Annotated in this window: 24 protein-coding genes and 1 riboswitch; of the genes, 9 read left to right on the forward strand and 15 right to left on the reverse strand. The window is 73.8% G+C overall.

What is annotated here, in order from left to right:
- Positions 1-48 precede the first annotated feature (48 nt).
- Complete coding sequence (locus ACFVVX_RS01450; protein WP_387940111.1) at positions 49-552, reverse strand: hypothetical protein; 504 nt, start codon at positions 550-552, stop codon at positions 49-51.
- 142 nt (positions 553-694) lie between these two features.
- Positions 695-1,729 carry a hypothetical protein gene (locus ACFVVX_RS01455; RefSeq protein WP_387940113.1) on the reverse strand — a complete coding sequence of 345 codons (1,035 nt, stop codon included), beginning with the start codon at positions 1,727-1,729 and terminating at the stop codon, positions 695-697.
- 358 nt (positions 1,730-2,087) lie between these two features.
- On the opposite strand from ACFVVX_RS01455, the gene ACFVVX_RS01460 reads away from it, so the two are divergent.
- Positions 2,088-2,414 (forward strand): antibiotic biosynthesis monooxygenase family protein, encoded by a 327-nt coding sequence (locus ACFVVX_RS01460; protein WP_387940115.1) that lies wholly within the window; start codon positions 2,088-2,090, stop codon positions 2,412-2,414.
- 71 nt (positions 2,415-2,485) lie between these two features.
- Here ACFVVX_RS01460 and ACFVVX_RS01465 read toward each other — a convergent pair whose 3' ends face one another.
- The gene (locus ACFVVX_RS01465) at positions 2,486-3,199 is read right to left on the reverse strand and encodes a creatininase family protein (protein ID WP_387940117.1); all 714 of its coding nucleotides are present in this window, start codon (positions 3,197-3,199) and stop codon (positions 2,486-2,488) included.
- A gap of 17 nt (positions 3,200-3,216) precedes the next feature.
- Complete coding sequence (locus ACFVVX_RS01470; protein ID WP_387940119.1) at positions 3,217-4,500, reverse strand: hypothetical protein; 1,284 nt, start codon at positions 4,498-4,500, stop codon at positions 3,217-3,219.
- Between the two features lie 169 nt (positions 4,501-4,669).
- Here ACFVVX_RS01470 and ACFVVX_RS01475 point away from each other — a divergent pair, with 169 nt between their 5' ends.
- The 4 genes from ACFVVX_RS01475 to ACFVVX_RS01490 all read left to right on the forward strand — a co-directional run bounded on the left by ACFVVX_RS01475 (position 4,670) and on the right by ACFVVX_RS01490 (position 6,414).
- A complete protein-coding gene (locus ACFVVX_RS01475) occupies positions 4,670-5,134 on the forward strand; it encodes an ATP-binding protein (protein WP_387940121.1) in 465 nt (154 codons plus the stop codon).
- 145 nt (positions 5,135-5,279) lie between these two features.
- Complete coding sequence (locus ACFVVX_RS01480; RefSeq protein ID WP_387940123.1) at positions 5,280-5,612, forward strand: hypothetical protein; 333 nt, start codon at positions 5,280-5,282, stop codon at positions 5,610-5,612.
- Positions 5,613-5,728: 116 nt separating this feature from the next.
- Positions 5,729-5,896, forward strand: a complete 168-nt coding sequence (locus tag ACFVVX_RS01485) for a hypothetical protein (RefSeq protein WP_387940125.1) — start codon at positions 5,729-5,731, stop codon at positions 5,894-5,896.
- A 137-nt stretch (positions 5,897-6,033) separates the two neighbouring features.
- Positions 6,034-6,414 (forward strand): hypothetical protein, encoded by a 381-nt coding sequence (locus ACFVVX_RS01490; RefSeq protein ID WP_387940127.1) that lies wholly within the window; start codon positions 6,034-6,036, stop codon positions 6,412-6,414.
- A gap of 128 nt (positions 6,415-6,542) precedes the next feature.
- Here ACFVVX_RS01490 and ACFVVX_RS01495 read toward each other — a convergent pair whose 3' ends face one another.
- The 7 genes from ACFVVX_RS01495 to ACFVVX_RS01525 form a co-directional block, all read right to left on the reverse strand.
- Positions 6,543-6,785, reverse strand: coding sequence for a hypothetical protein (locus ACFVVX_RS01495; protein ID WP_387940128.1), 243 nt, complete (start codon positions 6,783-6,785; stop codon positions 6,543-6,545).
- A 246-nt stretch (positions 6,786-7,031) separates the two neighbouring features.
- On the reverse strand, positions 7,032-7,922 hold the full coding sequence (locus ACFVVX_RS01500) for an ECF transporter S component (protein ID WP_387940130.1): 891 nt from the start codon (positions 7,920-7,922) through the stop codon (positions 7,032-7,034).
- Positions 7,919-9,535 (reverse strand): ABC transporter ATP-binding protein, encoded by a 1,617-nt coding sequence (locus tag ACFVVX_RS01505; RefSeq protein ID WP_387940132.1) that lies wholly within the window; start codon positions 9,533-9,535, stop codon positions 7,919-7,921. Before ACFVVX_RS01505 ends, ACFVVX_RS01500 begins: the two co-directional genes overlap by 4 nt.
- Positions 9,532-10,590: a CbiQ family ECF transporter T component gene (locus ACFVVX_RS01510; RefSeq protein WP_387940641.1), complete on the reverse strand. Its 1,059-nt coding sequence runs from the start codon at positions 10,588-10,590 to the stop codon at positions 9,532-9,534. Before ACFVVX_RS01510 ends, ACFVVX_RS01505 begins: the two co-directional genes overlap by 4 nt.
- 376 nt (positions 10,591-10,966) lie before the next feature.
- Positions 10,967-11,665: an SCO2322 family protein gene (locus tag ACFVVX_RS01515; protein ID WP_387940134.1), complete on the reverse strand. Its 699-nt coding sequence runs from the start codon at positions 11,663-11,665 to the stop codon at positions 10,967-10,969.
- Between the two features lie 173 nt (positions 11,666-11,838).
- Positions 11,839-13,122, reverse strand: a complete 1,284-nt coding sequence (locus tag ACFVVX_RS01520; protein ID WP_387940136.1) for a prenyltransferase/squalene oxidase repeat-containing protein — start codon at positions 13,120-13,122, stop codon at positions 11,839-11,841.
- Positions 13,123-13,210: 88 nt separating this feature from the next.
- Positions 13,211-13,334: riboswitch (cobalamin riboswitch) on the reverse strand.
- A 65-nt stretch (positions 13,335-13,399) separates the two neighbouring features.
- A complete protein-coding gene (locus tag ACFVVX_RS01525; protein WP_387940138.1) occupies positions 13,400-14,020 on the reverse strand; it encodes a TetR family transcriptional regulator in 621 nt (206 codons plus the stop codon).
- A 466-nt stretch (positions 14,021-14,486) separates the two neighbouring features.
- Here ACFVVX_RS01525 and ACFVVX_RS01530 point away from each other — a divergent pair, with 466 nt between their 5' ends.
- From ACFVVX_RS01530 to ACFVVX_RS01540, 3 genes are all read left to right on the forward strand, one after another.
- The gene (locus ACFVVX_RS01530) at positions 14,487-15,797 is read left to right on the forward strand and encodes a glycosyltransferase family 4 protein (RefSeq protein ID WP_387940140.1); all 1,311 of its coding nucleotides are present in this window, start codon (positions 14,487-14,489) and stop codon (positions 15,795-15,797) included.
- A 109-nt stretch (positions 15,798-15,906) separates the two neighbouring features.
- Complete coding sequence (locus ACFVVX_RS01535) at positions 15,907-16,650, forward strand: class I SAM-dependent methyltransferase (protein ID WP_387940142.1); 744 nt, start codon at positions 15,907-15,909, stop codon at positions 16,648-16,650.
- Positions 16,647-17,705, forward strand: coding sequence for a prenyltransferase (locus ACFVVX_RS01540; protein WP_387940144.1), 1,059 nt, complete (start codon positions 16,647-16,649; stop codon positions 17,703-17,705). Before ACFVVX_RS01535 ends, ACFVVX_RS01540 begins: the two co-directional genes overlap by 4 nt.
- Before the next feature lie 92 nt (positions 17,706-17,797).
- Here ACFVVX_RS01540 and ACFVVX_RS01545 read toward each other — a convergent pair whose 3' ends face one another.
- The 4 genes from ACFVVX_RS01545 to ACFVVX_RS01560 all read right to left on the reverse strand — a co-directional run bounded on the left by ACFVVX_RS01545 (position 17,798) and on the right by ACFVVX_RS01560 (position 22,365).
- A complete protein-coding gene (locus ACFVVX_RS01545) occupies positions 17,798-18,736 on the reverse strand; it encodes a hypothetical protein (protein ID WP_387940146.1) in 939 nt (312 codons plus the stop codon).
- Between the two features lie 176 nt (positions 18,737-18,912).
- Positions 18,913-19,989, reverse strand: coding sequence for an N-acetylmuramoyl-L-alanine amidase (locus tag ACFVVX_RS01550; protein ID WP_387940147.1), 1,077 nt, complete (start codon positions 19,987-19,989; stop codon positions 18,913-18,915).
- A gap of 7 nt (positions 19,990-19,996) precedes the next feature.
- Complete coding sequence (locus ACFVVX_RS01555) at positions 19,997-21,415, reverse strand: hypothetical protein (RefSeq protein WP_387940149.1); 1,419 nt, start codon at positions 21,413-21,415, stop codon at positions 19,997-19,999.
- 296 nt (positions 21,416-21,711) lie between these two features.
- A complete protein-coding gene (locus ACFVVX_RS01560) occupies positions 21,712-22,365 on the reverse strand; it encodes a class I SAM-dependent methyltransferase (protein ID WP_387940151.1) in 654 nt (217 codons plus the stop codon).
- A gap of 376 nt (positions 22,366-22,741) precedes the next feature.
- Between ACFVVX_RS01560 and ACFVVX_RS01565 the strand changes: the two genes are divergently transcribed.
- The gene (locus ACFVVX_RS01565) at positions 22,742-23,839 is read left to right on the forward strand and encodes an alcohol dehydrogenase catalytic domain-containing protein (protein WP_387940153.1); all 1,098 of its coding nucleotides are present in this window, start codon (positions 22,742-22,744) and stop codon (positions 23,837-23,839) included.
- Positions 23,840-23,859: the final 20 nt, after the last annotated feature.

The raw sequence follows: 23,859 nt of genomic DNA on the forward strand, positions 1-23,859 counted from the left end.
TGCGGGGTGCGGGGTGCCGGAGCGTCCTGCTCCGGTCAGGCGGGAGCGTCAGTCGAGGCGGACCTGGCCGCCGCGGTCCAGCTGGTCGACGATGCCCCAGGAGGCCTCGTTGTTGCGCAGCCGCGGGGTCAGGCTGCCACCGCGGCCGGCGGGGACGTAGTTCGCGTCCCCGTAGAACCACGGGGACACCCAGACGCCGATGGTCGAGTTGGAGGCGTTCTCCACGGAGGCGGCGTTGTTCCGCACCTTCTGGCCGTAGCCGGCCGAGCCGTACTGGTCCTGCTTCCAGAAGGTCCCGTCGATCTCGCCGTCCTGGACGGTGTACTCCATCGTCATCGCGCCCTCGGCGCCCGGCGAGTAGTAGATGCACAGGGTGACGTAGGCGCCGCCGCTGTCCTTGCAGCGGACCGGGGAGCTCCAGGTGCTCCACCCGTTGATCCAGGTGACGCTGTCGGCGCTGGCCTGGCCCGCGCCGGTGAGCATGGTGGTGCCGGCGATGGCGAGGGCCGCCGCGCCGGTGGCCAGACGGCGGCCGGTCGACTTCAGCTTCATGAGGGTTGGTGCTCCTTCACTCGTTGGATGGGTGCAGCGGTGGACGGCCCCGGCACCGGTCGGCCTGCCCGAGGGCCGGTCGCCGGTTCGGGGAGGTCAGGGGGTGGCGGGGAGGTCGGGAACGTCAGAAAGGTCAGGGAGGTCAGGGGGTGGCGGGCACGGGGGAGGACCAGTCGTGGTCGAGCAGCCGCCCGAGCGACCCCGCCTCGGAGTCGAGGGTCGCCTTCACGGCGGCCAGGTCCTTCGCGTGCGCGGCGATCGCGGCGTTCTGCAGGGTCGACTCGGCGGCGAACCAGATCCCGGTCAGGTTGGTCCGGCCCTTGCACTCCACGTCGGCCACGGCCTGGGCGATCTCCGCGCCGCCCGGTGCCGGATCCCGCATCGTCGTGACGGTCGCCGGGGCGTTCAGCGGATCCGGGATGTCGAAGCCGCGGCCCTTCATGCAGTCCGCCCAGGCGGCGGTGGCCGCCACGACCTCCGGCGCGGACCGCGACCCGGTGAAGCTCGCCGACTTGATGTCGGTCACCACGCCCTGCGGGCCGTTGCCGGGCCCCTGCGGGCCGCCGACGGCGCCCGGCAGGACACGGTCGAGCTCCGCGAAGCAGCCGCCCTCGGGCAGCGGCTTTCCCTGATATGCCGTCACCCTGGCGCCGTTGCCCGGGTCCACGCCGAGCAGCACGGTCTGGGCGGCGGTGGGCAGCGCGGCCAGGGCGGCCGGCGCGACCGGTGTGACCGGCTGGTCGGGGGCGGGTGCCGCGGGTGCCGCCTGCGGCAGGTGGTAGCCCCATCGGGCGGCGCCGTCCGCCTCGGTGATGCCGTAGCGGCGGTTCATCGGCGTGAAGGTGCGCACGCCCGGACTGTCCGGCCCGGGCTTCGCCCCCGCCGGGTAGTCCAGCCCGTACCGCTTCATGCAGGAGCCGATCGCGGCCTTGCGCACCCAGTCGAACTGCACCGACTGAAGGGGCGTCAACATGTACTGCTCGATCGGGAGATGGAGGTCTGCGACATTCGTGCCCGCCGTGGGCGGCGCCACCGGCCTGGTGGGCGGTGCGGCGATCGGGGGCGCGGCGGGCGTGGCCGCGGCGCAGCCGCTCACCAGCGCGAGGACGGCCAGCAGCCCCGCCCCGAGGGAAGTGCCGCCCCGGCGGCCTGCCCTCTCGCTTCGGTGCAACGGCATGGCGAATCGCTCCTCGGGTCAGGGTGTGGTGTGGGTAGCCCCTGCGCGGTGTCGACGGAGACGGTCGCGGCGCACCTCGCGGGAGGCGGCGACTCGGCTCGGCGCCGGGCGGTGGGCCCAGCGTAGGGGAGCCGCCGGAGCATGATCGCGACCCGGACGCCGCGGTGGCGCACCGGACTTCGTCTCACCGCCGTGACCTGCATTTTGGGACGGCGGATGCCGTCCGATTGGAGACGTCCCACAGCTCCGGCGCCCGTTCGCCCGACGGGGACCGGCCGGCCTTTCACCAACGCGCCTCGTGAGGTGTCGGCGCCGCAGGGTCTGCACCGGCCGCCGATCCTTGAGGCAGGATGGACCCATGAGCGTAGTCAAGATCAACGTCCTGACCGTCCCCGCCGAGCAGCGTGAGGTGCTGGAGAAGCGGTTCGCCGCGCGGGCCGGGTCGGTGGAGAACTCCGACGGCTTCGAGTGGTTCGAACTGCTCCGCCCGGTCGAGGGCACCGACCAGTACCTCGTCTACACCCGTTGGCGTGACGAGGCGTCCTTCCAGGCCTGGATGGAGGGCCCGATGAAGGCGGCCCACCAGAACGGCGGTGAGGGCGAGGCTCCGAAGCGCCCCGCGGCCTCCGGCTCCACCCTCTGGTCCTTCGACGTCGTCCAGTCGGCCGGCCCCAAGAACGCCTGAGTCTGCTCGGTTACTGCTCCTTCTCCTCCTTCGGGCCCTTCCCCTGACGGGGCAGGGCCCGAAGTGCTTGCTCAGCCGCCCGTGATGAGGGATAGGTGGGCGGCGGCTGACTGGGACAGGCTGTCGAGGAGGGCCTTGCCCTTCGCCGCCGTTCCGAGGGACGGCTGCCCGATGATGCCGTTCTTCGTGTAGCCGGCCATGCCGAGCGTGAGCAGATGCGGGCGCTCCGGGGCGGAGTGGTCGTCCAGCGTGATTCCCTCGCGGATGACTTCCGGGGCACCGTGGAGGAGCAGCGACACCTCCAGCTCACCGCCGTGCATGTCCTCGGCGCTGCTGCTCTCCAGAGTGGCGGCTTCGCGGGCCTGGTGCCAGTCCTCGCGGACAGGGAAGAGGGCGACGCGCGGGCCGGAGATGTTCGCCTCCTGCGCGACGTTGGAGAGGACGTAGTTGCCGCCATGCCCGTTCACGATCAGCAGGCCGGGAACGCCGGACGCCTGGAGCGACTTCCAGATGTCGTTGACGACGGCGTAGAGGGTGGCGGCGCTGATGCTGACGGTGCCCGGCATGTGGGCGTGCTCGTGGGAGCAGGACACCGTGATGGGCGGCAGGAGGAACAGGTCGTAGTCGGCGGCGATCCGCTGGGCGATCAGGCTGGCGACAACGGTGTCCGTGGTGAGCGGCAGGTGGTCGCCGTGCTGCTCGAAGCTGCCGACCGGCAGCACAGCGACCTTGGCGCCGCGCCGGCGTTCGTCTGCGGAGGTGGCGGCCGTGATCAGTGCGTCCATGGCCCCACCCTCTCTCATCAGCTCATCGCAGGTCGAGAGGAAGCCGTGCCGCTCATCAGCTTCAAGCGGCCGGTGAAGGTGGCGACTTCGGTCACAGTGCTCCACTGCTGGAGGGCCTTGTCGGCCGCGGACAGCTCCGCCATCGCCCGCGCGGATTCGGTGTCGATGGCGATCGACAGCGCGCGGTCCGCTGCCGCGGCGGCCTGCTCCGGCTCGCCGGACACCGCATACGCGCGTGCCAGTCGTGAGAGGTACACACCCTGGTCGTTGCGGTAGATCGGCGGCAGGATTCGAAGCTCGGCCTCGAACATGACTACGGCCGTCCGTGGATCGCCGAGTTCGATCAGGCAGTTCGCGCGCTGCATCTCGATGTAGGTCGGGGTGCAGTACGCCAGATCAAGGGCATCGTCCGCATGTGAGTCGTCCGGTTCGGCGGCGAGTTCGTGGGCCTCGTCGAACTTCGCCTCGGCGAAGCGCAGGTTGCCCATGAGGGCGTGGCCCTGGGCCTCCTGCTGGGTGGCGAGAGCACGGATGCGAAGCGTGGCGCAGGCCGACCGCTGGGCAGCGCGGGCAAGACTGACGGCCTTCTGCGTGTTGCGCTGAGCGGTGGCCTGGTTGCTCTTCCGGAAGAGCACATAGGCGGCCATGACGTCGTCGCCGGTCTCCTGCGCCCACTCCATGGCGCGGTCCGACCAGTAGAGGGCCTGGGCGAAGTCTCCGAGATCCTGGTTCAACCAGCCCAGGAACTCCGCGGTACGGGCGCCGATGCTGAGGAGTTCATCGCGGGCGCGGCCGCCTACGTTCTGCTGGAGGCGGTCGAGCAACTGGACGTGCCGGGTCACCGCGTCGAGCGCGTGGCGGGAGCCGAGAAGATTCGCAGCCTTGTAGTGACCGGGCATGAGCCCGCGCAGATGGCTGACGAAGAAGTCGGGGTCGATCGGCGCGCTGAGCCCCTGCCCGTCGATGGAGGGCCCGACCGGTCGGTGCCGGGCCTGAGGGACTGGCGCTTCCTGCTCCCATTCACGAGAGGCCAACCCGAGCATGTGTCCGGGGATGTGCAGCCCGTCCGCGATTCGCTCGATGACATCGATCTTCTCGATCCGGGGCTTGCCCGCCATGACTTCGCCGACGCGGCTCGGGGTCATGTCACATGCGCGGGCGATGAGCGAGGGATAGATCCCGGCCAGCTTGAGCAGCCGGAAGATGGTGGCGAAGTCTCGTCTTCGGCAGGCGGCGATCATCTCTGGGTTGGACAGCAGGCACGCGGGGAGCCGGTCCGGTACGCGCGCCTCGGTCACCACTGCCCCCGCTGTAGATCAGCAGCCCTGTAAGCAAGTTGATTACCTGTGAGTTTACCCACACTGAGTAACCAGCTTGGGTACGAAGTCCGCATTCCCTCCCGGCACCCTGGCATCAAGGGCCGGAACGTCCATGTTCGGGCCGCCCTTTGGGCATCGGAAGGCGGTGCACGTGATCAGCTCGGGGAACTCCCGCGACGGCTCCGGACCCTACAAGCCGACCGTCGGAATACCTGCGTTCGAGGCGAACCTCGCGCGGCACAGGCGGTCCGCCACGGTGGCCAGGAATCACCTGCGCGACTTCCTTCAGAACATCCCGGGCGGCGCGGCCCTCATGGGCGACGGCCAGCTGGTGCTCGGTGAACTGGTCGCCAACGCGGTGGTGCACGCGCGGGTGTCGCCGGGGCGCGAGATTGTCGTCCGGTTCGAGGTGGTGTGCGACCACCTGCGGATCGAAGTGCACGACGCGAGCAGCGAGAAGCCTGCGATCCGACGCGCCACCGACCCGGACGGCCTCTCGGGACGCGGGCTGTACTTGGTGGAAGTCCTCTCCCTGGAATGGGGCTTCGAGCCCCGGCCCGAAGGCATCGGCAAGATCGTTTGGGCCCTGGTGGGCCCGGAAGGCGGTGTGGAATGAGCAGGTGGGCGTCCGGGTCGGGGTGGAGCTTCTACTGCGGCACGGGACTGGGGCCGGCGCTGACCCGGACCATCGTGGTGAACGGCCAGGCGGGTTGCGTTCACCAGTGGCACCCGCGTCGCGCGGGGGAGGTATCGGGGAAGTGATGCCGCTTGGAGATCGGAGCGGACCGGGGACGGAACTGATCCTGGCGGCCTCCTCGTACCCCTTCCCGGTGATCGTGGAGGTCCGAGGCGTCACCGCGCCCGCGCACTTCAGCAAGCTGCCGGACGCGATGGCCGCGCTCCTGAAGTCGCTCGACATGCTTCCGCTCAGCCCGGACCAGCACGGCTACTTCGCCGAGCTATTCGGGCCGTTGGAGGCGCAGTCGATCGGGCATCGGCTCGCGACGCACGGTGAGGTCCGGGCCCTGGCCTTCCTCGACCTGACCCCGACCGTCGTCCGCCTGTACCCCGTCGGCCCTGGGGCACCCCAGTGATCCGGCACCTGCGGGTTCGGTGGGACCGGCTCTCGACGTGGTGGCTGCTGGACGGTCAGTTCTCCTGGCCGGTACGGGCCGTCTCGCCGAGCCGTCGGGCCGCGCACCGTCACGCGGTGGCGTGGCACGCCGAGCCGGGATTCGCCGAAGACCAGCGGTTGCTGCTCATGCGGCAGATCTGGCGGGAGATGGCCGGTGTTGATGATCCGCTACTCGCCCTGACCGAGGCGGAGCTGTTCCGGCGGATCTTCGGCTGCGAGCAGCCGACCCGGGATCGCACCTGACCTGATCAGGGACAACTGAAGACGTGCCGGACCACCCCGGAACCTTGGCGGGAGAGGGGTGGTCCGGTGGGTCGGAGCCCGACGCCGATGGTGTCGGGCTCCTCGGCATGCCTGTGCGCGCATGGCAAGTTCGGCTCTTGAACAGGGGAGTTGAAGAACAGTTGGATGGGAGCGACGACTTCGGTGCGAAGTTGGCGGTGAGCCTCGAGCCTGACGCGTGGGCGTGGCTGCTGGGGGTGGACTACGCGGTCGGCTGGAGAGCCGCACGGCGGACAGCGGATGAGCTGAACGGATTGCTGGCTTTCTGCGGGGTGGATCGCTCGACCTTGAGGGCTATTGCCGACACGGGCGCTCAGGGCACGCCGGTGGTCCGGCTTGAGGGCGCCGCCGAAGGGTGGCTGAGCCTTGAAGAGCTGCTGTGTTTGACCGCGCATACGCGTGATGAGTCGGCATATCTGGGTGGGGCCAGCGCAAGCTTGCGCTGGCCCGACCCGTTAGCCACCTGGGCATCCGCTTGACCTCGGCGAGTAGCGCCGCTGACCTGCCAGGACGGTTCCCGAGCGTCCGTGGCCAACCGCCGAAGTGCGCGCCTGACAGCGCAGTTGGCGCGCAGCTTGCCTGGCGCGCGTGGCGTGGCCGGGCCTCGCTACAGCAGCTTGTACGCCCACCGCTCGGCATCCATGCTGCCCGCAGGTCGCTCTACCACTCCGGTGGTCGCGCGCCGCACGACCACCGAGCTTTGCTCCGCCCAGAGCTGGTCCCCGGATGTCAGGAACAGCGGTTGATCGAGATTGAACACGTAGCAGCCAGGCTCGAAGTCAACGCGGTTCAGGAGCAGCATCCTGGGGGCTGTGACCGGTGAACCGTTGAGCATCATGTAGGTCATCATCGTCCGCTTCCGGCGGTCTGCACACGTGCGTTGCGAGAGCAGCCGTCCTGCGCCCCGCATGACCTGCGGCTCGCCCTGCCTGATTGTTTCCTGGCCGTCGCACTGCAGGCCGAGGGGAGCGCCGCAGCGGTCGGCGGCGGCCGGGCCGATGCTGTGGTTCTTCGACGTTGTCCAGCCGGCGGCGCCGAAGGGCTGACGGGCTGTTGGGGCGGCGCGGTCCCGGAAGCGTCCGGGGCCGCGCCGTTGTCACTTCTCGGTGGGCGGTGGCGGGGGGACGAAGGCGACGGGGCTGGCGAAGGCGGCGCGGCGGGTGGCGCGGCGCAGGGCGCGTAGGACGGGGGTGCCGAGGGTGAGGCAGAGGACGACGGTGAGGACGGCGCGGGGGAGGTCCCAGCCGAGGGAGGTGGTGAGGCAGTAGGCGGCGAAGCGGACCAGGTTGGTGGAGACCGGGTCGCCGGGGACGAAGGAGATGGACCCGGAGAGGCCGGCGATGTAGGGCCAGCCCTGGAGGTTCATGATCGTGCCGTAGAGGACGGAGGCGCTCGCCCCGTACACGGCGAGCAGGGCGAGTTCGTGGCGGCCGCGCAGGGTGGCGGCGCCCGGGAGCAGGCCGGCGCCGAGGCAGACCCAGCCCATCGCGAGCATCTGGAACGGCAGCCACGGGCCGACCCCGCCGGTCAGCAGGGCGGAGGCGAACATCGAGAGTGCGCCCAGGACGAAGCCGAAGCCCGGTCCGAGCACCCGGCCCGACAGCACCATCAGGAAGAACATCGGCTCCAGTCCGGCCGTCCCCGCGCCGAGCGGACGCAGCGCCGCACCGGCGGCGGCCAGCACGCCGAGCAGGGCGACGGCCTTGGCGTCCAGGCCCGGTGCGCCGCCGCCCGCCGAGCGGCCCTCGGAGATCTGGGCGACCACCACGGCGAGCAGCAGCGGCAGCAGCAGTGCGAACAGCCAGGGCGCGTCGGTGGAGTGGCCGACCAGGGCGGACCTGGTGGAGGCGAGCAGAGGCCAGCCGAAGCCGACCACGCCGACGGCGGAGGTGAGCAGCAGGGCGGTGGTCGAGCGGCGGCCGAGCGGGACGGGACGGGCGAGGTGACGTGCGGAGGGACGGGCAAGGGGGCGGGTCGGGCGGGTCATGCGGGCTCCCCGGCGGCGAGGGCCTGTTCGACCTGGTGGACGGTGAGCCAGGGGGAGGGGGCGAGGATCTTGGCGACCTGCGGGGCGAAGGCGGGGGAGGAGACCACCACCTCCGCGGTCGGGCCGTCCGCGACGATCTCGCCCTCGGCCAGGATCGCCGTGCGGTGGGCGAGTTCGGCGGCGAGCTCGACGTCGTGGGTGGCGAGCAGGACGGCGTGGCCGTCGGCGCAGAGCCCGCGCAGGATCTCCACCAGACGGGCCTTGGCGGCGTAGTCCAGGCCCCGGGTGGGTTCGTCGAGCAGGATCAGCGGCGGGCGCGCGGTGAGCACGACGGACAGGGCGAGGGTGAGCCGCTGGCCCTCGGAGAGGTCGCGCGGGTGGGTGGCGTCGGCGATGCCGGGCAGCAGCCGTTCGACCAGGGCCCGGCAGGTGCCGGGGTCGGCGCCCGCGTCGGAGTCGGCGGCGGCGCACTCGGCGGCCACGCTCTCCGCGTACAGCAGGTCGCGCGGGTCCTGGGGGACGAGGCCGACCCGGCGGATCAGCTCGGCCGGGCGGGTGCGGTGGGGCGTGAGGCCGCCGACCCGGACGGTGCCGGCGGCGGGGACGTGCAGTCCGACCAGGGCCCCGAGCAGGGTGGACTTGCCCGCGCCGTTGCGACCCATCAGCGCGGTGATCTCGCCGGCGTGGAGGGTGAGGTCGACCCCGCGCAGGGCGGGGACGGGACCGCGCCGCACCGCCAGCCGGTCGGCGACGGCGATCGGCTCGGGCGCCCGGCGCGGCGTCTCGGCGGGTCGGCGTCCGTCGAGGCGGGTGCGCAGCGGGCCGGCCTTGCGGCGGGCGTCGCGGACGGAGAGCGGCAGCGGGTGCCAGCCGGCGAGCCGGCCGAGACCGACCACGGGCGGGTGCACGGGCGAGTGGGCCATCACCTCGGCGGGTTCGCCGAGGACGGGGGACGCGCCGCCGCCGGGCAGCAGGAGGACCTGGTCGGCGTACTGGACGACCCGTTCCAGCCGGTGCTCGGCCATCAGGACGGTGGTGCCGAGGTCGTGCACCAGGCGCTGCAGGACGGCCAGCACCTCCTCGGCGGCGCCGGGGTCGAGCGCGGAGGTGGGCTCGTCCAGGACCAGCACGCGCGGGTGGACGGTGAGCACCGAGCCGATGGCGACGCGCTGTTGCTGTCCGCCGGAGAGTGAGCCCAGCGCCCGGTCGCGCAGATCGGCCAGGCCCAGCAGGTCGAGCGTCTCCTCGACCCGGCGCCGCATCACGTCCGCCGGGAGGCCCAGGGACTCCATGCCGTAGGCGAGTTCGTCCTCGACCGTGTCGGTGACGAAGTGCGCCAGCGGGTCCTGGCCCACCGTGCCCACCAGGTCGGCGAGTTCGCGCGGGCGGTGCTCGCGTGTGTCCCGGCCGTCGATGGTGACCCGGCCGTGCAGCGCGCCGCCGGTGAAGTGCGGGACGAGACCGCTGACGGTGCCCAGCAGGGTGGACTTGCCGGAGCCGGACGGGCCCACCAGCAGGCAGAGTTCGCCCTCGGGGACGGTCAGGTCGACTCCGCTCAGGGCGGGCGCCGCGGCGTCGGCGTACTGGACGGAGACCTGCTCGAAGGTGATCACGAGGCCCTCCGGGGCGGGTTCGGGGTGACGAAGGCCGGGAGCAGGCCGAGCAGCACGGCGAGGACGGCGGCCAGCGGCAGGGCGGGGGCGGTCGGCGGGACGACGGTGGGCGCGAAGGCGGCCGGGTCGCGGGACGACAGCCAGATGGTGAGCGCGGCCACGGCGGCGCCGGAGCCGGCGGTCAGCCACTCGGGCAGGGCCCAGGGATCGGGTCGGTAGCGGGTCCTGATGGAACGCTTGCTTCCGAGCAGCAGGCCGGTGAAGGCGGCGGCCAGGCCGAGCAGCAGGACCGGCAGCGCCCAGCCCGTGCCGCCGGCGGTGAGCAGGCCGTACGCGGCGAGGCAGATCCCGAGCAGGCCGGCCAGGGTGAGGGCGGCGGTGGCCCGGGCGAGGCGTGGCGGTACGTCGGCGGTGCGGCCGAAGCCCCGGGTGTCCATCGCGGCGGCCAGCGCGACCGAGCGCTCCAGCGCGCCCTCCAGGACGGGGATTCCGACGCTCAGCACGGCGGCGACGCCCCGGTCGGTGCGCCCGCGCAGCCGGCGGGCGGCGCGCAGCCGCTGGACGTCGGCGATCAGGTTCGGTGCGAAGGTCATCGCCACCACGACGGCCACACCGGCCTCGTAGAGCGCGCCGGGCAGGGCGCGCAGCAGCCGGGCGGGGCTGGCCAGGGCGTTCGCGGCGCCGACGCAGACCAGCAGGGTGGCCAGCCGGAGTCCGTCGTACAGCGCGGCCAGCAGGCCCTCGACGGTGACCCGGCCGCCGATCCGCACGCCCTGCGCCCAGGCGGGCAGCGGGACTTCGGGGAGGGTGAAGAGGACGTGCGTCCCGGGGACCGGCGAGCCGAGCAGGACGGCGAAGAGCATCCGGATGCCCAGCACCAGCAGCCCGAGCCGCAGGAAGGCGCCGTAGGAGCGGGACCACGGTGCGTCGCCGCGCCGGGCGGCCACCACGTAGCCGGCGACCGCGGCCAGGAGGAGCAGCAGGAGGGGGTTGGTGGTGCGGGTGGCGGCCGCGCCCAGGCCGAGCGCCCACAGCCACCAGGCGCCGGGGTGCAGCTGCCGGGGGCCGGCGGGCGGACGGACCCGTGGTGTGCGGGGCGTCCGGGGAGTGCGAGGGGTGCCTGGCGTGCGTGGCGTGCGTGGCGTGCCTGGTGTGCGAGGAGCACGGGGGGCGCGGGGTGTGGTCACGGGGGAGGGGTCCAGGTCGGGGCGGGGGTGGGGCCGGGTGACGTCGGGTGGCCTGGAGCGGGAAGTCGGGCTGGCCGACTTCTCACTCCGGGTGCCGCGTTTTATGTAGACCGGTCTTCATAAGTGGACCGGTCTACATAGGGGCGATCGATATCTGTAGACCGGTCGGTATATGTAGACCGGTCGGTATATCCGGGCCGGGCGATGTCCTCGTGAATAGGTAGACCGGTCCACATATTTTTGCTCAGCTCCGGCGGCGGCGCGCCTGCCAGACGGCCCCGGCGGCCAGGGCGGCGACGAGTGCGCCGCCCGCGATCAGGCCGATGTCGGGACCGCTGCCCGGGTCGTCGCCCGAGCTGCCCGGGTTTCCGGAGCCCCCGGGGCCGGTCGAGTTGGCGGAGCCGGCAGAGCCGCCCGGCGCGGTGGCCGAGCTGCCGGTGCTGCCGCCCGCTCCGCCGCCCCCGAGCTGGTCGCCGCACCCGGCCCTCGGGTAGCCGGCGATGGCGCAGAGCAGTCCGTTGGTGTCGTAGCGCAGCGGCGGGGCGACGGCGGCCAGCACCTCCGCCGAGGTGGCGGAGGTGGGTACGGTGGCGCACGCGGTACGCGGTCCGGGCGGGGCCTCGCCGGAGGGGGCGTCGGCGCCGGTGCCGAAGTCCAGCACCACGGCGACCCGCTTGCGCCCCGGCTGCCCGGGGGTGTCCGCGCAGATCGCGCCGAAGTCCCCGGTCGCCCCGGGCCGGGCGGCGTCCTGTCCGCCGTCCGGGCTGACGGCGAAGCGCCAGCCGTCCGTGCTGCCGTCCGGTGGGACGTGGACCGACGGGCCCTGCTGCTGGTACGTCCAGGTGTCGCCGGACCACTTCCAGAACGACCAGTACCGGTACCCGGCGGCCTGCGCCGGCGCCGCGCCGACCATGAACAGTCCGGCCAGCAGCCCGATGAGCACGGCCGCAACGGTCGCGCGGCCGGGCACGCGCCCGGGCACCCGGGCGGGAAGACCGGCGGGCGCACGGACGGGCACCGGGGCCACCGGCCGGGCCGCCGCACGGACCGCCCCCGCCGAAGCGCCCGCCGAAGCCCCCGGCGTCGACGCGGCCGCCCGGGAGCCGGACGGCGTGGTCACAGCTTCGCGCCGCGCTTGCGCTGGAGGCTCAGCACCAGGCCGCCGCCGATGCCGATCAGCAGCCCGACGCCGAGCAGCCAGTACTGGGAGAGGCCCCCGTCCTTCTTCTCCGCCTTCGCCGGAGCGGCGCTCGGAGCGGCACTGACCGCCTTCGGGGCCGGCCCGAGGGCGGTCAGCTGCTTCACCAGGTCGGTGCCGCCGAAGTCCGCCGGGTTGCGCTGCGCCGCCTGGGCGACCAGCAGCAGGGTCGCGGTGGCCGAGGCGTCGGTGCCGCCCTTCGTCCAGGCGCCGCCCTCCTTGGCCAGCCAGTCCACCGTGCCGCCCGCCTGCTGCGGGTGCCCGCCCTGGACCAGGCTGAGCGCCGCCCAGGCGGTGGCCGTGTAGTCGGGCGTCGGCGCCGCGCCCGGGTTGGAAAGCGACAGGTGCTGGCCGCCCGCCGCGAGCTGCGCCGTGAGGTACGCGCCGGCCGCCTCCGCGGAGTCCGCGCGCGGTACGGCCTTCTCGGTGGAGCCGTCCGCGCACGGCAGGGCCTTGGGCGCGGCGTCGGTCCGGTTGGCGTTGGCCACCGGCAGCTTCCCGCCCGCCGCCGCCAGCGCGGCCTGCCCGGTGGCCAGCGCGTTCGGGGCGAGCGCGCCAGTCGGGTCCGGCTGGAAGGCGAAGGCGCCGCGCTGGTCGGCGGGCGCGGTGCAGCCGAGCTGGAACAGCGCCAGCCCGTCGAAGGCGTTCCGGCCGGCCTTGGCGACGCCCGCCGGGTCCGTCCTGGTGGCGAACAGAGCGTTCACGGCCAGCCCGGTGGAGTTGGCGTCGCCGGGGCTGCCGGGGTTGTAGGCCCAGCTGCCGTCCGCGTTCTGGTTGGCCTTGAGCCACTGGACGCCCTTGTCCACGGAGTCCTGGTGCCCGCCGAGCGCGACCAGCGCCTGGATCGCGACGGCCGTCGCGTTGCTGTCCTCGGTCGCGGCGTCGCAGGCCGCGGCGGCGTCCGCCCGGTACGACGGCCACCCGCCGTCGGCGCACTGCTGCCCGGTCAGCCAGGAGACGGCGGAGTCGGCCGGCACCACCTTGGCGCTCGCCAGCGCGGTCAGGGCGAGCGACTGCCGCCACACCCCGTCGTAGGTCGGGTCGCCCTTGCCGTACAGGCTGTCGGGGACGGCGGCGGGCGAGGGCGCGGCGGGCGCGGGCGCGGTGGGCGCGGGGGTGTCGGCGAGGGCCGGCGAGGCGGCCGCGCCGGCCAGCAGGGCGGCGGACAGCGCGGCGGCGCCCAGACGGGCGGCGGTGAGCATGGTGGAGGTGCGCCTTTCGGTGAGCGGTGTGGTGGCCCGGGTGGGCCGTTCCGTAGACCTCGACGGTGCCGGGCGCCGGTGCGCCCGGGGTGGCCGCTCGCCTCTCTCCGGGCACTCCGACTCGCCCGGCAGCAGCGCACCGGGCTCACGGTTGCGGGGTCAGTGCCGGAATCGCACCGGCTTTCCCCGGAGGAGAAACGGATGGATTTGTCGTGCCCGTCGACTTTAGCCGCCGTACCCGCCGCACCCGACCGCGCCGCACAGGAACAGGTTCCAGTCAGGGAAGGGTGAGCAGCCGGGCCGCGGTGTACAGGTCGGCGCGCACCTCGGCGATCGAGGCGCGGCCCGACAGCCAGGCCACCAGCGCCGAGTGCCAGGTGTGCTCGATCACCCGGACGGCGGCCCGCTGGCTCTCGGAGGGCGGCCCGAACTGGCCGATCGCGTCCAGGATCAGCTGGGCGGTGGTGGTGCTCACCCGGTCGACCTCGGCGCTGACCGAGCGGTCCGCGAAGGAGAGCGCCCGCACCATCGCCTCGGCCAGCAGCGGCTCGCGCTGGAGCGCGTGGAACGCCCGGGTGAGCGTCTCGGCGACCCGCGGCGCCGGGTCCGGCCCGGTCGGCGGGTGCCGCCGTACCTGTTCCTGGAGGGCCTGCAACTGCTCCAGCATCACGGCCACCAGCAGGTGCACCTTGGAGGGGAAGTACCGGTAGAGGGTGCCGAGCGCCACCTGCGCGCCCTCCGCGACCTCCCGCATCTGCACCGCCTCGTACCCGCCCCGGGCGGCCAGCACGGTCGCGGCCCGCAGGATCCGGCGCCGGCGCTCGGTCTGCCGGGCGGTCAGCGGCGGATCGGCGGGGCGCGCCTGGTCCGACGGGCGCGCCTGGTCCGACGGGCGCACGGGGTCCGACGGGCGCGCCGGGTCCGAGGGGTCCGCGGGGGGCGCGGGGTCCGCAGGGGGCACGGGGGGCGTGGCGGGCATGGGGTTCGCGGGGGTCACGGGCGACGGCAAGGGTGCTCCCGGGGCGCGGGTGGCGGTGTGCTCCAACAGGACGGGCAGGGCGGGCCGGGCGTGCGGAGGACCGGCGGGACCGGCGTGTTCCGCAGGTGTCCGGCGTGGCGGGAATCACCAGGCCGTGGCGTGGCGTGAATCACCAGCCCTGGCTCCTGACGGCAAGCTACGGGCCGGTATCTTCGAGGTCTCTCATTGTTCACATGGTCGATGACGAGCTCCACACCACACTGAAACCTGATCTACTTTAGCGACCGGCGGCGACGATGACAGCCGAAGATCGCAGCCGTGGACCACAGTCATGGATCACAGTCATGGACAACAACCACAGATGCAGCCGAGATGGGGGCCGAGGATGACCGCGCAGCCGCTGCGGATTGCCCTGCTGTCGTACCGCGGGGACCCGTTCTGCGGCGGCCAGGGCGTGTACGTACGGCACCTCTCCCGGGAGCTGGCCCGCCTCGGCCACCACGTGGACGTGATCGGTGCCCAGCCGTACCCCGTGCTCGACGAGGTCGACGGGCCGGGCTCGGTCCGCCTGGTCGAGCTGCCGAGCCTGGACCTCTACCGGAGCGACGACCCGTTCCGCACCCCGGCCGTGGGCGAGTACCGGGGCCTGGTGGACGTGCTGGAGTACGCCACCATGCGCACCGGCGGCTTCCCCGAGCCGCTGACCTTCTCGCTGCGCGCCCGCCAGTACCTCGCCCTGCACAAGGGCCGCTACGACGTGGTGCACGACAACCAGACCCTGGGCTACGGGCTGCTCGGCCTGGCCCGGCACGGGTTCCCGCTGGTCACCACGATCCACCACCCGATCACCGTGGACCGGCGGCTGGAGCTCGCCGCCGCCCCCACCCCGCTGCGGCGGCTCTCGCTGCGCCGCTGGTACGCCTTCACCCGGATGCAGCGCCGGGTCGCCGCCCGGCTGGACCACATCATCACCGTCTCCGGCAGCTCCAAGACCGAGATCGCCGAACACCTGGGCGCCGCGCCCGGCAGCATCTCGGTGGTCCCGATCGGCGCCGACACCCGGCTGTGGTCCCCCTCCGCGGAGATCGCCCGGGTGCCCGGACGGATCGTCACCACCTCCAGCGCGGACGTGCCGCTCAAGGGCCTGGTCCACCTGGTCGAGGCGCTGGCCAAGGTCCGTACCGAGCGGGACGCCCACCTGGTGGTGGTCGGTAAGCCGCAGAAGGAGGCCGGGCCGGTCGCCGAGGCGGTGCGCCGGTTCGGACTGGAGCGGCACATCGAGTTCCGCAGCGGCCTGACCGACCGGGAGCTCGTCGACCTGTACCGCTCGGCGGAGGTGGCCTGCGTGCCGTCCCTGTACGAGGGCTTCTCGCTGCCCGCCGCCGAGGCGATGGCCACCGGCACCCCGCTGGTCGCCACCACCGGCGGGGCGATCCCCGAGGTGGCCGGCCCGGACGGTGAGACCTGTCTCGCGGTACCGCCCGGTGACGCGGACGCCCTGGCGTCGGCGCTCGGACGGCTGCTGGACGACCCGGAACTGCGGTCGGAGCTCGGTGCGGCCGGCCGGGAGCGGGTGCTCGCGCGGTTCACCTGGGAGCGGGCGGCCGAGCTGACCGCGGAGGGGTACCGGGCGGCCATCGCCACCGGGGTCGGGCGGCGGGCCCGCTCCGGACCGGGCTGGCGCTACGTCCCCTGAGCCGCCACCGGTCGGCGCCGGATGCCCGTCCGGGCCGCCGCCGACAGCGCCGTACGCTCGTCCGGCGCAGCGTCACAAACGTCTGGTACCAAAGGAATGGGAGCCCGCAGTGCTGACCGTCGATTTCTCGCGCTTCCCGCTCGCCCCCGGCGACCGGGTGCTCGACCTGGGCTGCGGCGGGGGCCGGCACGCGTTCGAGTGCTACCGGCGCGGGGCCAACGTGATCGCCCTCGACCAGAACACCGAGGAGATCGCCGAGGTCAGGAAGTGGTTCGCCGCCATGGAGCAGGCCGGTGAGGCCCCCGAGGGCGCGTCGGCGGTCGCGATGGAGGGCAACGCGCTGGCCCTGCCGTTCGAGGACGAGTACTTCGACAAGATCATCATCTCCGAGGTGATGGAGCACATCCCCGACGACAAGGGCGTGCTCAACGAGATGTTCCGGGTGCTCAAGCCCGGCGGCCTGCTCGCCGTGACCGTGCCGCGCTGGCTGCCGGAGAAGATCTGCTGGGCGCTCTCCGACGAGTACCACGAGGTCGAGGGCGGCCACATCCGGATCTACCGGGGCGACGAACTGCTCGACCGGCTCAAGGAGGCCGGGCTGGAGCCGTACGGCACCCACCACGCGCACGCGCTGCACTCGCCCTACTGGTGGATCAAGTGCGCGGTCGGCGTGGACAACGACAAGGCGCTGCCGGTCAAGGCCTACCACCAGCTGCTGGTCTGGGACATCGTCGGCACCCCGGTGATCAGCACCCTCACCAAGGCCGCCGAGAAGGCCCTCAACCCCGTCATCGGCAAGAGCTTCGTCGCCTACGCCTCCAAGCCGAACCGCGCACCGGGCGGGGTGGCGTGACCGCCGCCGTCCCCGAGGTGCTGCTGCTCGACGGGGTGCTCGACGCCGAGCAGGCGGCCGGGACCGTCCGCAGCATCCTCGCCGAGCAGCGCGCCGACGGCGCCATACCGTGGTTCACCGGCCACCACCTCGACCCGTGGGACCACACCGAGGCCGCGATGGCCCTGGACACCGCCGGCGAGCACGCCGCCGCCGAGGCCGCGTACCGCTGGCTGGCCGGCAACCAGAACCCCGACGGCTCCTGGTACGCCGGCTACACCGACGGGGAGGTCTCCAACGCGTCCAAGGAGACCAACTTCTGCGCGTACATAGCCGTCGGCGTCTGGCACCACCACCTCAGCACCGGCGACGACGCCTTCCTGGAGTGGGTCTGGCCCGTCGTCAGGCGCGCGCTGGACTTCATCGTCGGCCTGCGGCTGCCCGGCGGCCCGATCTCCTGGCGGCTGGACGAGCACGGCGGCGCGCCCGACGAGGCGCTGCTCACCGGCTCCTCCAGCATCCTGCACGCGTTGCGCTGCGGTCTGGCCATCGCCGATTACCTGGAGGAGCCGCAGCCCGACTGGGAGCTGGCGGCCGGCCGGCTGCGGCACGCCGTCGCGCACCACCCCGAGCGGTTCCTCGACAAGGACCGCTACTCGATGGACTGGTACTACCCGGTGCTCGGCACCGCGCTGCGCGGCCCGGCCGCGCTGGCGCGGATCGAACGGGACTGGGACCGCTTCGTCGTCCCCGGCCTGGGCGTGCGCTGCGTGAGCGACCGCCCCTGGGTCACCGGCGGGGAGAGCGCCGAACTGGCCATGGCGCTCTGGGCGATCGGCGAGTCCGACCGGGCGGTGGAGATCCTGCGCTGGATCCAGCGGCTGCGGCACACCGACGGCTCGTACTGGACCGGGTACGTCTTCGAGGACGATGCCATCTGGCCCGAGGAGCGCACCACCTGGACGGCCGGGGCGCTGCTGCTGGCGGTCGCCGCGCTCGGCGGGGACCCGGCCACCGTCGCGGTCTTCGGCGGCGAGCAGCTGCCGGCCGGCCTGGTGGTCCAGGACTGCTGCTGAGCGCTCCCGCCGGGGGCGCACACGGCGAAGGGGCGGGACCGGAGTGATCCGGTCCCGCCCCTTCGCCGTGCAGCCGTGCAGGGAGCGGGTTGTCAGCCGCGCTGGATGCCGGAGGTGTCGGCCAGCACGCCCTGGGTGCCGTCCTGCAGCTGGGCGACCAGCGCGGTGCCGCGCTGCTCGACCGCCAGGTACCAGGTGCCGGGGACCAGCTCGCCGACCGGGCCGCCGACCGGGTTGTCCTTCGGGGCCAGCTGGCGCGGCGAGGGGACGGCGAACCAGAACGGCGCGAAGTCGGCCGCCGGGGCCGGAGCCGGCACCGGGGCGGCCTGGGCCTGGGCGGGAGCCTGGGCCTGCTGGGCGGCCTGGGCCGCCTGGTGGGCCTGGTGGGCCGCCTGCTGGGCCGCGGCGTCCTGCTGCTGGCCGGCCGCCGGGTAGCCGTAGCCGCCGGGCTGTCCGCCGAAGGCCGGGGCCTGGTGCTGCTCCTGGCCGGGGGCCGGGTAGCCGTACTGGCCGGGCTGGCCCGGCTGGCCGACCTGCGGGTTCGGGTAGCCGCCCGGGTAGCCCTGCGGGGCGGCCGGCTTGTCGGTCACCAGCGGGGCCTGCAGCGCGGGCACCAGCGGGCCGGCCGCGGCGGCACCCGAGAGGAGGAGCAGCGCGATGACGGCGAGCCAGGCGCCGAAGCCGTGGTCGAGGCCCTTCGGGCCGCCGCCCAGCGCCCAGACCGAGGTCCAGAGCGCGGCGACGGCGAAGGCGATGCCCCACTGGTCCAGCCGCAGGCCGAGCACCTGGCGGTTGGCCGCGGCGGCGCCCTGGAAGCGCTGCACCAGAATCAGCACGGCGGCAAGGATGCCGAGCAGGAAGACCGAGGGCAGGACGGGGAACAGGATGCTGTCCCAGGCGTTCTGCGAGGTGTCGCCGCAGTACTTGCCGCTGCAGTCCACGGTCCAGTACGGCAGGAATGAAGCGATGAAGAGCAGGACGGCCGCACCTGCGACGGCGGCGTCTCCCCTGGTGAGAGCGCGCAGATTCACTAACGTTCCCCTCGTTGGTGTGTCGTGGTCGGCGGTTTTCGCGGTCGGCAGACCGGCCGGGAAACTCCCGAACGGACCAAGAGCCTAGGGCCAACCGCCCCGTCGGTGCACAGCGGGCTCGGGAATGGGGCGAAGTCGTTGCAAACTGCGCGGTCCTGACCCCTTTGCCGGGCCGTCTACCGCGTGGTCAGAAACGACGTCAGCGCGTCCGCGATTCCCTGGGCCGCCTGCTGGCGCCACTGAGGGTCCGTCATCCGTCTGGCATCCGCGGAATTGCGCATGTTACCGCACTCGATGAACACCTTGGGGACCGCCGACAGGTTCAGTCCGCCGAGGTCGGAGCGGGTGTCCAGGCCCTGGCTGGCGACGTAGTCGGCGTACGGCTCGCCGGTGGCCGTGTGGAAGCTGTCGCGCAGCAGCAGCCCGAGGCGGTGCGAGGGCGCGACGATCGCGGAGGTGTCCGCCTTACCCGCGACCACCTTGGCGGGCATGATCACGTGGAAGCCGCTGCCGCCGGGCGGGCCGCCGTCCGCGTGCACGGAGAGCGCGACGTCGGCGTGCGCGGCGGCCCCGGCCCGGGCCCGCTCGTCGATGCACGGACCCCACGCCTTGTCGGCGTCCTGGGCCAGGACCACGGTGGCGCCCCGGGCGATCAGGATCTCCCGGGCCCGGCGGGTGACGTCGAGGGTGTACTCGGCCTCGGTGTAGCCGGAGTTGGTGGAGGTGCCGGTGGTGTCGCACTCCTTGCGGGCGTTGCCGATGTCGACCAGGCGGTTGATCTCGGTGGTGTGCTTGAAGTTGCCCGGGTTGTGGCCGGGGTCGAGCAGCACGGTGCGGCCGGTGAGGGCGGTGGCGGCCACGGGCTGCCCACCGGGGGTGGCCGGGGTGCCGGGAGTGGTGGGCGCGGCCGAGGTGCCGGGGGTGCCGGGCGCGGCCGGGGTGGCCGCCTCCGGCGTGGCCGCCTCCGGCGTGGCCGGCGGAGCGGTGGGCGGCGTCGTCGGCGGGGTGGTGCCGGGGGTGGCGGCCGAGGACGCGGTGGCCGAGCCGGCCGGTGGGGCGGCGGCCTCGGCCGGGCGGGTCGTCGGAGCGGCGGAGGGGCCGCTGTCGCTGACGGCCTGCCAGCCGAGCCAGCCGACCAGGCAGAGCGGTACCAGGGCGCCCGCCACGGTGGTGGCGCGCAGCAGGGCGGAGCGGCGGGGTGGTTCGTCGGCCCGGCGGGTGGGGCCGGCGGGGCCTTGGGTGGTGCGGGTCACTGGTGGTTCAGATCCTGTCCTGGGTGCGCGGGGTCAGGCTGTACGTGCTCGCCATCGCGTTCCACTTCGCGACGAAGTCCTTCTTCGCCTGGGTGGCCTGCGGGTTGAGCTCGTCCGCGTGCTTCTTGTCGGCGGTGTTCGGGGCCGCCCCGGAGCAGCCCTGGCCGGCCACCGTGCGCGCCCAACTGGCGTACGCCCGGTCGATGTCGGCGGACAGCTGCCAGGCGGACTTCAGCGACTGCACCGCGTCGGCGCCGCCGGGCAGGTCGGTGACGGTGAGTTTGCCGAGGTCGGCGAGGAGCTGGTCGCGCTGCTTGGCGCCGGTGTCGAAGACCTGCGCCGCGCTCTCGATGTCGGCCTTGGACGGGCAGCTGTTGACCTTGGCGACCGCGCTGCCGATCGGTGCCTTCGCGCCCTCGCCCCGGGTCAGCAGCTCGTCCAGCGACTTGGCCTGGGCCTGGGCGCCCGGTCCGGGTGCGCCGGCGGACGGGCTGGCGCTCGGACTCGCCGAGGCGGGGTCGGTGGCGGCCGTGCTGGGGGCGGCGTCCGAACCGCTCGGGACGGGGGCGGGCTGCGGGGTCCCGCCTGCCGTGGTGTCGGTGGCCGAGGGGGTGGGGCCGGCGGCCTTGTCGGACGAGGAGCCGCTGTCCTGCTTCGCCCAGAGGACGCCGCCGCCGAGGGCGACGACGATCAGCAGGGCGAACGCGATCAGCAGCGGGGCCCGCTTGCTGCCGCGCCGGTCCTCGTCGTCGTCGAGGTCCTCGTAGCCGGCCGGGTAGTCGGGCTGGCCGGGGTACTGGCCGTAGCCTCCCGGGGCCTGGGGGTAGCCGCCGGGGGACTGGGCGTACAGGTCCGGGGCAGGGCCGCCGGGCCCACCAGGGCCGCCTTGACCGCCTTGGCCGTACGGCGCGGCCTGGGGGTACGGCGCGGCGTGCGGGTTCGGCGCGCCGTACCCGGGCTGCGAAGGGGCGGGGCGGGCCGGGGCGGGCGGCTGCGGGTAGCCGTAGCCGCCCTGGCCCTGGCTCTGCGGGGTGGCGTGGCTCGGGAAGCCCTGGCCGGGCGGCGCGGCCGCGGGTGCGGGTGCGGAGGGCGCCGGCGGTGCGGCCCGGGGGAAGGCGGGGGCCGTCGGGGCGTCGTACCCCGGAGCGGCGGCCAGGTAGGGGCGGGCGCCCAGCGGCGGGCCCTGGTCGCCGATGCCGCCGGCCGGGGCCTGCTGCGGGGCGGGAGGGGGCGTCGGGGCGGCGGCCGGGGGAACCGGCTGCTGCTGTTGCTGGGGCTGCTGCTGGGGCTGAGCCGGCGGTTGGGGTTGAGCCGGAGGCTGGGGCTGGGCGGGGGCAGCGCCCTGCGGGCCGCGCACCCAGCCGCCCGCCCCACCGCGCGCGGTGGGGTCCCAGACCGCCGGAGCGGTGTTGTGCTGGTCCGTCATTGCGCTAGCCCCCACCGTCTGCCCGATGCTCTGCCTGGTGCTGTGCCGCTGTCGCCGGCTCCTGGCGCCCGCCGCGATGCCGCAGCGGTGCCGGTCGCGGCGCCGCCGTGATGGCCGACGCGCCGCGCGGACACCGTACCGTTCGAGCCCCCGCCCCACAGCCCCGGCACGACGTTAGAGCATCCGTGATCGCCTGTGGGCCGGTCCGTGGATCTCGTGGACCGGCCCGGGACCGCGCGGACCGGAACGGGGAGGACCGGCAGGGGTGGGGTGGGGAGTCGGGCAGGGGTGGCGGCTCAGCCGGCGGTGCGGCGCAGCACCCGCAGCGAGCCCGTCACCGAGACCTCCTCGAACCCCTCGGCGAGTGCCCGCAGGTACACCCGGTAGGGCGCCTGTCCGCCGTCCGCCGGGTCGGGGAAGACGTCGTGCACCACCAGCAGGCCCTCCGGCGCGAGGTGCGGCGCCCAGCCCTCGTAGTCGGCGGTGGCGTGCTCGTCGGTGTGGCCGCCGTCGATGAAGACCAGGCCGACCTGTCCGCCCCACAGCGCCGCGATCTGCGGCGAGCGGCCGACCAGCGCGACCACGAAGTCCTCCAGGCCGGCCGCGTGCAGGGTGCGGCGGAACCGGGGGAGGGTGTCCATCCGCCCGACCTCCGGGTCCACCAGGGTCGTGTCGTGGTACTCCCAGCCGGGCTGCTGCTCCTCGGAGCCCCGGTGGTGGTCCACGGTCAGCGCCACCGTGCCGGCCTCCCGGGCCGCGGCGGCCAACAGGATCGCGGACCGGCCGCAGTACGTGCCGATCTCCAGCACCGGCCGCCCGGTGCGGCGGGCGGACTCCAGCGCCGCCGCGTAGAGCGCCAGGCCCTCGTCCACGGGCATGAACCCGGTCGCGGCCTCGAACGCCGCCAGCACCTCGGGTGCGGGGCGCGTGTTCTGCAGGAGGTCGGACATGGTGCTGCTCCTCGCCGGGGCGGTGGACGGTGTGGGATCCCGGGTGTTCCGGATGCTCCAGGGGTTCCGGGTGTCCTGGTGTTCCGGGTATCCGGATGTTCCGGTGGGCGGTGCTACCGCTCGCCGTCGGACCCTACTCGACGGTATGCCCGGCCGTCCCGTGGGTGCCTCCCCCTGGTCGGCTCGTGGGTCGGTCGGCAGGTCTGCAGGCCAGCAGGTCGATCAGCCAGCCAGCAGGTCAGTCGGTCAGCAGGGCGCGGGCTTCGAGCGGGGCCGGGGACGGCCGGGCAGCTGGGTGGAACGTGTTCTACTCCGGGTGGGCGTGGCGTGCCAGAATCGGGCCCGACCACCGATCAAGGAACCCGGGAGCAACGCCATGCGCGCAGCCATCCTGCACAAGACCGGCCAGGACACGCTCGACGTCCGCGACGACGTGGTGGCGGTGGGCTTCGGCCCCGGCAAGGTGCGGGTGCGCCTGCGGGCGGCGAGCCTCTGCCACTCCGACCTCTCGGCGATGGGCGGTGTGCTGCCGCAGCCCGCGCCCTTCGTCCCCGGCCACGAGGGATCCGGGGACGTGGTGGAGGTCGGTGAAGGCGTGACCGGCGTCGCGGTCGGCGACCGGGTGGTGCTCTGCTGGATGGCCCCCTGCGGCCGGTGCGTCCACTGCGAGCGGGGGCGCGGGCACCTGTGCGTGGCCAGCCTCCGCCGACTCGGCGCACCGGGCTTCCGGTTCGGCCCCGGACCGGACGGCGCGGCCGTGGAGGCCTCCGGCTTCTACGGGACCGGGGCTTTCGCCGAGGAGGTGGTGGTCGACCGCAGTGCCGTCATCAAGGTCCCCGCCGACCTGCCGTACGAGCTCGCCGCGCTGATCGGCTGCGGGGTGACCACCGGCATCGGCGCGGCGGTCAACACCGCGAAGGTCGAACCCGGTGCCTCCGTCGCCGTGATCGGCGCGGGCGGCGTGGGCGTGGCGACGGTGCAGGGCGCCCGGGTCTGCGGCGCCGGGCGGATCACCGTGGTCGACCCGGTCGCCTCGCGGCGGGAGCGGGCCCTGGCCTTCGGTGCCACCGACGCCGTCGCGCCCGAGGACCTGAAGGCCATCGCCAAGGGTCTGCCGGGCGGCGGCTACGACTACGTCTTCGAGGCGGTCGGCCGCGCGGCCACGGTGCGGGCCGGGTACGACGCGGCCCGGCGCGGGGGTGCGGTGGTGGTGATCGGCGCCGGGGCGCAGGACGACCTCGCGCAGTTCACCATGGGCGAGCTGTTCTTCAACGAGAAGCGGCTGCTGCCCTCGCTGTACGGCGGCGCGGACGTGGCGCGGACCATCGCGCTGGTGGTCGAGCTGTGGCGGGCCGGGCGGATCGACCTGGCCGGGATGATCACGCACCGGGTCGCGCTGGCCGACGTCAACGAGGCCGTCGCGCAGATGCGGAGCGGCGAGGCGCTGCGGACGGTCGTGACGCTGGACGTGTGAGGGGTGGCAGATGCGTGATG

This window comes from Kitasatospora sp. NPDC058170, assembly GCF_042883905.1.
Taxonomy (GTDB): Bacteria; Actinomycetota; Actinomycetes; order Streptomycetales; family Streptomycetaceae; genus Kitasatospora.